Annotated in this window: 7 protein-coding genes and 8 tRNA genes; 3 read left to right on the forward strand and 12 right to left on the reverse strand. The window is 39.1% G+C overall.

The features are described 5' to 3' along the window. Window positions 1-514 precede the first annotated feature (514 nt). Together H5087_RS19725 and H5087_RS19730 are read left to right on the forward strand one after the other, a co-directional pair. A complete protein-coding gene (locus tag H5087_RS19725) occupies window positions 515-1,930 on the forward strand; it encodes a sodium:alanine symporter family protein (protein ID WP_182673118.1) in 1,416 nt (471 codons plus the stop codon). 164 nt (window positions 1,931-2,094) lie between these two features. Beyond that, the gene (locus H5087_RS19730; protein WP_182673119.1) at window positions 2,095-3,693 is read left to right on the forward strand and encodes a BCCT family transporter; all 1,599 of its coding nucleotides are present in this window, start codon (window positions 2,095-2,097) and stop codon (window positions 3,691-3,693) included. 707 nt (window positions 3,694-4,400) lie between these two features. Here H5087_RS19730 and H5087_RS19735 read toward each other — a convergent pair. The 12 genes from H5087_RS19735 to H5087_RS19790 all read right to left on the reverse strand — a co-directional run bounded on the left by H5087_RS19735 (window position 4,401) and on the right by H5087_RS19790 (window position 9,858). Then, a tRNA-Leu gene (locus H5087_RS19735) sits at window positions 4,401-4,487 on the reverse strand. Window positions 4,488-4,525: 38 nt separating this feature from the next. Then, window positions 4,526-4,599, reverse strand: a tRNA-Cys gene (locus H5087_RS19740). 19 nt (window positions 4,600-4,618) lie between these two features. Continuing rightward, window positions 4,619-4,694, reverse strand: a tRNA-Gly gene (locus H5087_RS19745). 49 nt (window positions 4,695-4,743) lie between these two features. Beyond that, window positions 4,744-4,830: transfer RNA gene (locus H5087_RS19750), tRNA-Leu, on the reverse strand. Between the two features lie 39 nt (window positions 4,831-4,869). Next, a tRNA-Gly gene (locus H5087_RS19755) sits at window positions 4,870-4,945 on the reverse strand. A 64-nt stretch (window positions 4,946-5,009) separates the two neighbouring features. Then, a tRNA-Leu gene (locus H5087_RS19760) sits at window positions 5,010-5,096 on the reverse strand. Window positions 5,097-5,133: 37 nt separating this feature from the next. Beyond that, window positions 5,134-5,207 (reverse strand) — tRNA-Cys (locus H5087_RS19765). Between the two features lie 31 nt (window positions 5,208-5,238). Beyond that, window positions 5,239-5,314 (reverse strand) — tRNA-Gly (locus H5087_RS19770). Between the two features lie 212 nt (window positions 5,315-5,526). Next, the gene (gene pgsA, locus H5087_RS19775; protein WP_182673120.1) at window positions 5,527-6,072 is read right to left on the reverse strand and encodes a CDP-diacylglycerol--glycerol-3-phosphate 3-phosphatidyltransferase; all 546 of its coding nucleotides are present in this window, start codon (window positions 6,070-6,072) and stop codon (window positions 5,527-5,529) included. 42 nt (window positions 6,073-6,114) lie between these two features. Further along, window positions 6,115-7,938 carry an excinuclease ABC subunit UvrC gene (gene uvrC / locus H5087_RS19780; protein ID WP_039488521.1) on the reverse strand — a complete coding sequence of 608 codons (1,824 nt, stop codon included), beginning with the start codon at window positions 7,936-7,938 and terminating at the stop codon, window positions 6,115-6,117. Between the two features lie 9 nt (window positions 7,939-7,947). Beyond that, window positions 7,948-8,598: a UvrY/SirA/GacA family response regulator transcription factor gene (uvrY, locus tag H5087_RS19785; RefSeq protein ID WP_002963136.1), complete on the reverse strand. Its 651-nt coding sequence runs from the start codon at window positions 8,596-8,598 to the stop codon at window positions 7,948-7,950. 108 nt (window positions 8,599-8,706) lie between these two features. Next, window positions 8,707-9,858, reverse strand: a complete 1,152-nt coding sequence (locus H5087_RS19790; protein WP_182673121.1) for a dicarboxylate/amino acid:cation symporter — start codon at window positions 9,856-9,858, stop codon at window positions 8,707-8,709. Between the two features lie 362 nt (window positions 9,859-10,220). Between H5087_RS19790 and cysK the strand changes: the two genes are divergently transcribed. After that, window positions 10,221-11,189 (forward strand): cysteine synthase A, encoded by a 969-nt coding sequence (gene cysK, locus H5087_RS19795; RefSeq protein ID WP_002963138.1) that lies wholly within the window; start codon window positions 10,221-10,223, stop codon window positions 11,187-11,189. Window positions 11,190-11,348 lie beyond the last annotated feature (159 nt).

Here is an 11,348-nt window from a genome sequence, read left to right on the forward strand (position 1 = left end):
TTGGTCACTCAGTTTTCAATTGAGACTCTAATTTGTTTGCCTCGCTACCTAAGTAGCTTAGCTGTTAGAACTCAATCTGTACGAGTGCCCACACAGATGATTGCTTTATATTGTTAAAGAACGTTTTGAGTCGCTTTAGCGTCTCAAGGGATGCGAATAATACACCCTTTATTTTTCGAGTCAACACTTTGTTTTAAATTTTCTTTTGGAAGATTTAAAACCGAAGTTTTATTTAACTCTCTGAGTAGTTCGTGCCTCGCTATGCGTTGTCCGCTGCGCGTCGCCATATCCCGTCTCAGTGGGGTCGCATTATAGGGAGCGGCGGATTTTACGCAAGCGTTATTTGCATAAAATAGTAATTAAAATTAAGCCCCAAGCAAGCACACATGATAATCACAAGTTACCCACAAAACCCTGTTGATAACTCCGTTTTTGAACTTTAAAACTAAACACTTTTATCCTGATGTGATAAGTTGCGGTCACTTTTTTTAACTCATGTATTTAGGCAGTATCCATGACAGACATAATAAATAGTATAAGTGCCCTTCTATGGGGGCAAGTTCTCGTCTACTTATTAATAGCAGCGGGCCTCTTCTTTACTTTTCGACTAGGCTTTATTCAATTTGTGCAATTCCCACATATGTTCAAAGTTATGTTTGGTTCTCGTAAATGTGCCGATAACGAAATTTCATCCTTTCAGGCTTTTTGTACTTCATTAGCAGCTCGTGTCGGTACTGGTAATATGGCAGGTGTTGCTGTCGCCTTATACCTAGGTGGCCCAGGTGCTATTTTCTGGATGTGGCTCATTGCATTAATAGGTATGGCTACAAGTTTTGCCGAGAGTACTTTAGCTCAGGCTTATAAAACAAAAGATGCAGATGGTAATTTTAGAGGTGGCCCTGCTTATTATATGCAAAACGGTTTAGGCAAACGTTGGATGGGAACTTTATTCTCGTTATGTTTAATTTTAGCCTTTGGTTTAGTATTTAACGCAGTACAGTCAAACTCTATTGCTGCAGCATTTGAAGTAGCGTTTGATGTACCTAAGTATATAGTAGGCATTTGCTTGGTTATTGGCTCTGGCATCATTATTTTTGGTGGCCTAAAAACAATTTCTCGCTTTGCTGAAATGGTTGTGCCATTTATGGCATTAGCTTACCTGCTGGTTGCACTTTATGTATGCGCCATTAACTTTACTACACTACCTGATGTGCTAGTGCTTATTATAAAAAGTGCTTTTGGTATTGAACAAGCTGGTGCAGGGGCAATTGGTTATGGTGTTACACAAGCTATGATCCAAGGTATAAAGCGTGGCTTATTCTCAAACGAAGCTGGTATGGGTAGTGCAGCTAATGCTGCAGCCACTGCGACACCTTACCCTCCTCATCCAGCATCACAAGGTTATGTGCAAATGCTAGGTGTATTTATTGATACTATTGTTATTTGTACAGCGACTGCTTCTCTTATTTTACTATCGCAGCAATTAGTACCTGAATCTGGTGTTATGGGGATTGAACTTACACAAGCAGCATTGCAAGAACATGTCGGCGACTGGGGTACTTACTTTATTGCCATTGCTATATTGTTTTTTGCTTTTACTTCTATTGTGGCTAATTACTCTTACGCTGAAACAAATTTAATGTTTTTAGAGCACAACTCTAATAAAGGTATGTTTATCTTTAGACTTGTTGTTTTAGGTATGGTGATGTTTGGTGCTGTTGGTGAGCTTGGTTTAATTTGGACGCTGGCAGATATATCAATGGGTTTAATGGCCATTGTAAACGTTATAGCGCTATTTATGCTTTCAGGTGTTGTTGTATGGCTTTCAAAAGACTATAACGAACAACGCAAAAAGGGCTTAATACCCACCTTTGACAAAAGTAATCATCCTAAACTTGCTAAAGAGGTTGACCCAGAGGCCTGGGAATAGAAAATAATCAGCGAGCTACGGCTCGCTTTTTTAGTTCTAAAAATAACAAATACTACGCTTAATCATCTCATTTCTTATAAATAAAAGTTATATTAATTTTAAAACTATTTTATATTTAATTACGTAGGATGTATGAATTAAGTTATCTATAAAAAGGAGATCCGATGGATGACATGACAAAAAAATACAGTATAGACACTACTGATTACCAAGTTGGGCAAGATAATGTACAAAGGTGGGGATTTGATATCCATAATCCAGTATTTGGTATAAGCGCCTTCTTAGTTGTTTTATTTGTAATACTTACCCTAGTTTTTGACCCTACCGTTACCCGTGATGCACTAACCTCGACTAAAGACGCAATAATTAATCAATTTGATAGTTACTTTATGTTACTAGCCAATGCCTTTGTGATCTTTTGCGTTATTTTAGCATTTTCTCCTTTAGGTAAAATTCGGTTGGGTGGCGTAAAAGCTCGTCCAGAACATGGTTACATGTCATGGCTTTCAATGCTCTTTGCAGCAGGAATGGGGATTGGCTTACTGTTTTGGGGAGTTGCTGAGCCAACTGCATATTATACTGGTTGGTATCATATGCCTATGGGCGTTGAGCCAAATTCACCGCAAGCACACTCATTAGCTTTGGGTGCAACCATGTACCACTGGGGTTTACATGGATGGGCGATTTACGCAGTTGTTGGGTTAAGCTTGGCTTTTTTTGCATTTAATAAAGGCCTTCCTTTATCTATACGTTCGGTTTTTTATCCATTATTTGGTGATCGCGCCTGGGGATGGCTCGGTCATATCATAGATATACTCGCTGTACTGTCTACTTTATTTGGTTTAGCTACATCGCTAGGCCTTGGCGCTCAACAAGCTACCAGCGGGATAAATTATCTGTTAGGCACTGATTACGGGACTGCTTTTCAAATATCTGTTATTGGTTTAGTAACGTGCATTGCAATTTTCTCAGTTATTAGAGGTATTGAGGGGGGTGTTAAAGTACTGAGCAATGTTAATTTAATTTGTGCATTTATTTTATTATTAGCCGTTATTGCCCTTACTTTCTCTGATGCAATTACTGCTGTTTGGTTTACCCTTGGGGCGTACGTAGAGCACTTTGTACCTTTGAGCAATCCATTCAATAGACCCGATGAAGATTGGATGCACTCTTGGACTGTGTTTTATTGGGCATGGTGGATATCATGGTCGCCGTTTGTTGGGATGTTTATTGCCCGAGTTTCAAAAGGGCGCACTGTACGCGAGTTTTTACTCGTCGTCATTGGCCTACCAACGCTTCTTAGTTTGGTTTGGATGGGCGTATTCGGAAATATGGCAATTACACAAGTTATAGATAAAGTTGGCCCACTTGGACAAAATGGTTTAACTGATATCTCAGTGACTTTATTTCAAGTATACGAGCAGTTACCTCTTTCTAGTTTTATTTCTATTATTTCTATAGCACTCGTTTTGGTGTTTTTTATAACGTCGTCTGATTCAGGATCGCTTGTAATAGATGGTATAACTGCGGGCGGTAAAATAGATGCACCAGTGCCACAACGTATATTTTGGGCTACAGTCGAAGGCGTGATTGCAGCAGTATTGCTCTGGGTTGGTGGCTCGCAAGCATTGCAAGCGCTTCAGTCGGGCGTAGTTACTACAGCTTTGCCGTTTTCAATAGTACTTATTTTAATGTGTGTTGCGCTTATTCAAGGCTTGTTGAGCGAGTATCCAATTTACAAAGCTCAGAGTAAACTGCAATAACAATTTATCCTTTATAAGCGATCCTCAAGGGTCGCTTATAAAATCTTCGCAATTCGTATAACTAAGTGCTTAACGCATTCCCTATACTCCCACCTTAAATTTATTTTTAGACACCGCACTTCTATTACATTCATTAATGCCACCCCTCGTTAAAACTTAGGTGCAGGAGTAATTGCCAAGAAAATTAAATAACCAGCGTTCTGATTTTTTGCTCTGTTATAAATAGGTACTCTTATACCAATTCGCTTAATTAAGTGATCTATTTTGAGGATGGAAAAACGTGTTGATAGCTAGGCAAAAAAATCTCTATTTAGTTGTTCTCGGCAATTGCTCCTGCATTGCTATACCTTCTGCATCCATGCAGTCGTAAATGAGAATTTTTTAACACAGGTAGCGACACGTTTAGCCCCACAAAATGATTAAGTATTATTGCGGATTGTTATTATTCACAATTAATTATACCAATTCAGTTAATTAACCAGCTGGGATAAAAGTAGTAACTGTTAAATACAAACAGGGAGCTTTATAAATGTATGATGGTGAAACTCTAAGATAATAAAAAGAAATAGATTTTAAAGGTAAGTAGGTATTAAAAATAAGATTAGAGAATTTAAGTAAGGATAATTTTTGAATGTTTTAAAATTAGAAGCAATTTAGAATTTAAGTGAATTTTATCTGAGGATTTTATCTGAGGATTTTAGTAAAGATGGTGCCCGAGGCCGGACTTGAACCGGCACGACTTGTTAGTCGAGGGATTTTAAATCCCTTGTGTCTACCAATTCCACCACTCGGGCATCGAGTTTGCTAATTAAAGCGTGTGGAGTAAATTATATGGAGGCGGAACCCGGAGTCGAACCGGGGTAAACGGATTTGCAATCCGGTGCATGGCCACTCTGCCATTCCGCCTAAATGTTTCCAAATAATTTGGAGCGGTACACGAGGCTCGAACTCGTGACCTCGACCTTGGCAAGGTCGCGCTCTACCAACTGAGCTAGTACCGCAAAATACTATTTTATCAACTTTAAATTATCTTGGTTAAACAATTTAAAGTGGTGCCCGAGGCCGGACTTGAACCGGCACGACTTGTTAGTCGAGGGATTTTAAATCCCTTGTGTCTACCAATTCCACCACTCGGGCATCGAGTTTGCTATTTAAAGCAAGTGGATAAAACTAATATGGAGCGGTACACGAGGCTCGAACTCGTGACCTCGACCTTGGCAAGGTCGCGCTCTACCAACTGAGCTAGTACCGCATCATATTAATTCTAAATTAACCATTTTATAAATTACACTTGGTAATGCAATTAAACCACAAAGTGGTGCCCGAGGCCGGACTTGAACCGGCACGACTTGTTAGTCGAGGGATTTTAAATCCCTTGTGTCTACCAATTCCACCACTCGGGCATCGAGTTTGCTAATTAAAGCGTGTGGAGTGTTGAAATGGAGGCGGAACCCGGAGTCGAACCGAGGTAGACGGATTTGCAATCCGGTGCATGGCCACTCTGCCATTCCGCCCCAGTACGGGGTATTAACCTTAAGATAAACTTGGAGCGGTACACGAGGCTCGAACTCGTGACCTCGACCTTGGCAAGGTCGCGCTCTACCAACTGAGCTAGTACCGCATTTTATTTATCAGTTATTTGAATTAGCACATGATTATTTATGTGAACATTCAGGTAACTGATTAATTACCGTTTCGTTTATCTCGGGGGCTATGCCCTTTCAACACGGACGCATTCTACAGAGATTATTAAACGCGTCAATACAAAAAATGCTAGTTTTGAACTGTTTGCTTGTTTTTTATCTAAAACGGTGCGTTATTATACATTTAGAGTTAATTTTTAGTCAATTCACCCCATGCTGCACGTAAATATTGCATCATAGAACTCAAGGTTAAAAAGGTCGCAAGGTACAGTAGTCCAAAACTTAAATAGTTCATCCATGTATCATATTGCCAAATCAAACCGATAATGGCTAACATTTGTGCAGCCGTCTTAATTTTACCCATGTTTGATACAGCGACATTACCACGCTTACCCTGCTCTGCCATCCATTCACGAAGTGCAGATATGATAATTTCACGGCTTATTATAATAAGAGCAGGTATTGTCATGTACATTGACTGGTACTGATCTGATAACGCTACAAGTGCGGCACATACCATTACTTTATCAGCAACAGGATCTAAAAAAGCACCAAAAGGGGTTGATTGCTCAAGCTTTCTTGCTAAATAACCGTCTAGTATATCGGTGATTGATGCAAGCCAAAAAATAAAGGCGGCAGCAAAAAAAGCCCAGCTATAAGGCAAATAAAATATCACCAAAAAAACGGGGATAAGAAAAAGTCTAAATGTTGTGAGTGTGTTTGGAATATTCCACATAACTACTTGGATATGTCTTTTTTGCTATATTCGCATGTAGGGCTAGCCCTTGTCATGCAAATGGTTAAATATCTTCTCAGCCATGTCAGGGCTGATCCCAGGAACTTTCTTTAACTGTTCTATATTAGCAGCTTTTACTCCCTGCATGCCCCCTAAATATTTTAATAATGTTTGCCGACGCTTAGAACCGACTCCATTTATTTCTTCTAGTAGTGATTGCGTACGTTGTTTTTGGCGTTTATTACGATGCCCTGCAATTGCAAAACGATGAGATTCATCACGTATATGCTGTATTAAATGTAGCGCAGGTGCATCTGAATCCATAGGAATGGTTTTTCGACCACCGTCAATTAATAGTGTTTCAAGGCCAGGCTTACGGCTAGTACCTTTAGCAACACCTACTAACAAAGGCATTTTTGTATGTGGCCAGTTAGAAAAGTACTGCTCCGCGCGCCCCAGTTGCCCCTTACCACCATCAATAAAGATAACATCTGGAATTTTGTCTTCATCTACTAATTTGTTGTAACGCTTATTAAGTGCAAACTCCATTGCAGCATAATCATCACCACCGGTTATACCCGTTACATTATAGCGCCTATACTCTTTTGTATTTGGGCCTTGTGAGTCAAATACAACACAACTTGCAACAGTGTTCTCACCCATGGTGTGGCTTATATCAAAACACTCCATTCGGGTAATATCATCAAGTCGCAGTGTTGCTTTTAATTGTGCATAACGTTTATTAATAGAGTCTTGGGTACTTTGCTTAACTGCAATACTGTTTAATGCATTTTTATTGGCTAGTTGTAAGTATTGAGCACGCTCACCACGGGTAACTACTTTAAGTGTTACTTTGCGCTCACTTATTTGTGTGAGTGCTTCACCGAGTGCCCCGCTCTCTTCTATTTCAAAAGGTAATATGATTTCTTTTGCAATACGCCCTGTTGCTCCTGGCGCTAAATAGTACTGTCCTAAAAATGAGGTCAATATTTCTTGCTCGCTTGAATCTTTAGGTACTTTTGGAAAATACGTTTTACTACCCAATACTTTGTGATCGCGGATCATTAATAAATGAATACCATTTAAACCATTTAAATGAGCAAAACCAACTACGTCCATTTCAGCAAAATTACCTGATATAGACTGTTGCTCCTGCATTTTACGAAGTAGCATTATTTGGTCGCGAACTTTTGCCGCCAGTTCAAAATTTAATTGTAGGCTGGCTGCTTCCATTTTTTTTATTAAATCAGCAATAACTTCGTGAGATTTACCCGTTAAAAACTTACGGACATAGTCAACTTGCTCGCTGTAATCATCATCCGTAACTTTATTCACACACGGAGCTGAGCAACGCTTAAGCTGATATTGCAGACACGGGCGACTTCTTGCGCGGTAATAAGCATCTTCACATTGACGAACAGGAAATATTTTTTGCATTAACCGCAAGCTTTCAGATACCGCTCCCGCGCTCGGAAAAGGTCCAAAGTACTCACCTTTAATTTTACGGCTGCCACGATGAAACGCTAAACGAGGGTGTTTATGGCTAGTTAATAAAATATAGGGATACGACTTATCGTCGCGTAATAATATGTTGTAGCGAGGCTGGTATTTTTTTATTAGATTATTTTCAAGCAGCAGCGCTTCTGTTTCAGTATTAGTGAGTGTGACTTCGATGTCACAAATATTACTCACTAAAACGCGTGTTTTGCTATCGGTAATGTTACTTCTAAAGTAACTGCTCACACGCTTTTTTAAATGCTTAGCTTTACCAACATAAATAACTTGGTTGTCACTATCAAGCATGCGGTATACACCCGGCTCACTTGATAGCGTTTTGAGAAAATGTACGTGATCAAATTCAGACATAAATTATAGTTAGTACGAAACGTCTATATCAATCATTTTATGACGAATTGCTAAATGGGTAAGCTCAACATCACCACCTACATTTAGCTTTTCAAACATACGATAGCGATAGCTATTTACTGTTTTTGAACTTAGGTTTAAACGCTCAGCTATATTTTGTGCTTTTTCACCTTTAGTGATCATAAGCATAATTTGCAGTTCGCGTTCAGACAAGCTCTGAAAAGGATTTTCGTCTGTGCGACCTGTCACTTGCGCAAGCGCTATTTGCTGTGCAATTTCAGGGGCAATGTAACGCTGACCAGCATGAACACAACGAATGGCTCGCACCATTTCGTCAGAGCCTGCACCTTTAGTTAAAAAGCCATGTGCACCAATTTGCATTACTTTACTCGGAAACGGGTCTTCACAGTTAACGGTAAGCACAATAATTTTTACATCAGGGCAATAACGGCAAATCTTTTTAGTCGCCTCTAATCCGCCCATACCTGGCATGTTCATATCCATTAATACTATGTTTGGCGCATGCTGACGACAAAACTGTACAGCCTCTTCGCCAGTTTTAGCTTCACCAATTACTTTAAACCCTCGTACATCATCAAGAATACGCTTGATTCCTGTTCGTACAAGTTCATGGTCATCAACTAAAAGTACATTAATCAATGGAACATCCTCACTTACCTAACAACATGCAATTTAATTAAATTAATTTGCCACAGTAACATACATAGAGCGAAACAATAACTAATATTATTGCCTCGCCCTAATAGTTTAAGATGACGATTTTTCGCTAAATCTGTCAACCCATAACGCAATGATACCATCACCCGTTACATTACACGCAGTACCAAAGCTATCTTGTGCTAAATAAAGTGCAATCATTAATGCAACCGCGCCTTCATTAAACCCTAGCATGCTTGTTAATAAACCAAGCGCCGACATGACTGCACCACCTGGAGCACCTGGTGCTGCAATCATTACTACACCTAACATCATAATAAACGGTAGCATACCCATTAATGAAGGGACTTCCATGCTTGGCGATAAAAACATAACAGCCATTGCACAGGTTACTATGGTTATAGTAGAACCTGATAAGTGAATAGTCGCGCAAAGTGGTACAGTAAAATTAGCTACGTCTTCTTTTACGCCATTCGACTTACTTGATTGAAGCGATACTGGAATCGTTGCTGCACTTGACATAGTACCTAACGCTGTAAAGTAAGCTGGTAGCATATTTTTAACTAATTCGATTGGATTACGTTTTAATAGTATACCTGTCGCTATATATAAAACGCTTAACCATAACCAGTGCATAACAAGCGCTGCAATTAGTACTACGCCAAATGTTTGCAGTGTATCTACCACAGTACCCGCTACAGTCATTTCAGCAAATACACCTGCAATGTAAAATGGTAAAGCAGGGATAATTACTTTTGATAATAATCCGTCAATCACATCACGGCCCTGATCAGACACCTTTTTAAGCGTATCAAGCTCTAATTGGCTCATGCCTATACCAAATACAAAAGCAGTTACTAATGCGGTCATTACCCCCATCAGAGGTGGAATTTCTAAATCAATAAAGCTGCCAATTTCTGTAGCAACTTCTGCCTCGAATGTAATGCCACCGCTTAAAAAAGGGATAACAGCACTTACTAATAAAAATGCAAGCGTACCTGCAATAATTGTAGAGCTATAAGCAAACCCGACTGTTTTACCAAGTAAGTGACCAGACCCTTTTGGTAGGCCTGCAATACCTGATGCAATAAAAAATAATATAATAAGTGGAATGGTAAAGGAGATAATTTGACCAATCAGCTCTTTTACTGTGAATAAAAGTTCAACACCAGTTATAGGTACATATAGTCCAACTAGGATACCGGCCACAATACCGGCAATTAATTTTAAGATTAATTTCATTGTGATTGCTTAATTGAATTTAGATACGTGTTTTTATCATGTTTTAGAGGCATTGTGTGATAAAACTATTCAAGTTACATTCATATGCGCAAATATTAAACAAACACAGCTTAATTCAATGTTCTTTTGAGCATTTTTTAACTAAACAAAGTTTTACTCTTTAAATTTTAAATTAAGCCCGCACCTATAATAACCAAAGCACCGCTAATAATTGATTTTTATTTCGACTGGTTATAAGCCCAATAGATATATGTTATAGCCAAACTTTACTTTAGTTTTTTTTAACTCCCAGTAAAGTGTGTTTATATAGTTAGTAGCAAAGGCTATTAACACGTTGATCAGATTGCATCCAAAGGAACATTATGTCTACTATTTTTGAAGATAACTCACTAAGCATCGGTAATACACCGCTGGTAAAACTTAACCGTGTTACAGGTGGGAATGTATACGCTAAAGTTGAATCTCGTAATCCAAGCTTTAGTATCAAATGCCGCATTGGTGCATCGATGATTTGGGAAGCTGAAAAGTCAGGTCAGCTTGTTGAAGGTAAAGAACTTATTGAACCAACATCGGGGAACACCGGTATTGCACTTGCATTTGTTGCAGCAGCACGTGGTTACAAATTAACGCTTACTATGCCAAACACCATGAGCCTTGAACGTCGCAAGCTATTAAAAGCATTAGGTGCAAATCTAGTACTTACCGACGGTGCAAAAGGTATGAATGGCGCAATTGAAAAAGCAAAAGAAATTCAAGCAACAGCACCTGATAAATATATTTTATTACAACAATTCGAAAACCCTGCAAACCCAAAAATTCACTTTGAAACAACAGGCCCTGAAATTTATGATGCGCTTGATGGCAAAGTAGACTTTTTTGTAGCCGGTGTAGGTACTGGTGGTACTATTACAGGTGTTAGCCGCTACCTTAAAACAGAAAAAGGTCTAAACGTTAAGTCTATTGCTGTTGAGCCAACTAACTCTCCAGTTATTAGCCAAACGCTTGCCGGTGAAGAAATTAAACCAGGTCCTCACAAAATCCAAGGTATTGGAGCTGGCTTCATTCCTGGCAACCTAGATATGGACTTAATTGATGGCGCAGAGCTTGTATCTAACGAAGACGCAATTGCAATGGCGCACCAGTTAATGAAAAAAGAAGGTATTTTAGTCGGTATTTCGTCAGGTGCAGCGGTTGTTGCGGCTAAGCGAATTGCTGAAAAACCTGAAAACGCAGATAAAAATATTGTTGTTATTCTACCTAGTGCAACTGAGCGTTACTTATCAAGCCCAATGTTTGATGAAGAGTTTAGTGAACAAGAGCTAGTACAATAATTAATTTTAAGATTTTTAAAAGGATGCTTTAGGCATAATGCCGATCAGTTAAGAAAATGACCGGTTGACCGATCCAAACGATCATGCAAAATCCGTAGTTAGGAAACTAACTACGGATTTTTTTGTGAATATAGAACAAGCACTGCAAGCAACACTTGA

This window comes from Pseudoalteromonas sp. SR43-7 (genome assembly GCF_014163785.1).
GTDB lineage: Bacteria > Pseudomonadota > Gammaproteobacteria > Enterobacterales > Alteromonadaceae > Pseudoalteromonas > Pseudoalteromonas distincta.

What these genes read in the sequence shown, in the direction of transcription:
- cysK (WP_002963138.1), top strand. Translation starts at nt 10,221, where the DNA reads ATGTCTACTATTTTTGAAGATAACTCACTAAGCATCGGTAATACACCG.
- H5087_RS19730 (WP_182673119.1), top strand. Translation starts at nt 2,095, where the DNA reads ATGGATGACATGACAAAAAAATACAGTATAGACACTACTGATTACCAA.
- uvrC (WP_039488521.1), bottom strand. Translation starts at nt 7,938, where the DNA reads ATGTCTGAATTTGATCACGTACATTTTCTCAAAACGCTATCAAGTGAG.
- H5087_RS19725 (WP_182673118.1), top strand. Translation starts at nt 515, where the DNA reads ATGACAGACATAATAAATAGTATAAGTGCCCTTCTATGGGGGCAAGTT.
- pgsA (WP_182673120.1), bottom strand. Translation starts at nt 6,072, where the DNA reads ATGTGGAATATTCCAAACACACTCACAACATTTAGACTTTTTCTTATC.
- H5087_RS19790 (WP_182673121.1), bottom strand. Translation starts at nt 9,858, where the DNA reads ATGAAATTAATCTTAAAATTAATTGCCGGTATTGTGGCCGGTATCCTA.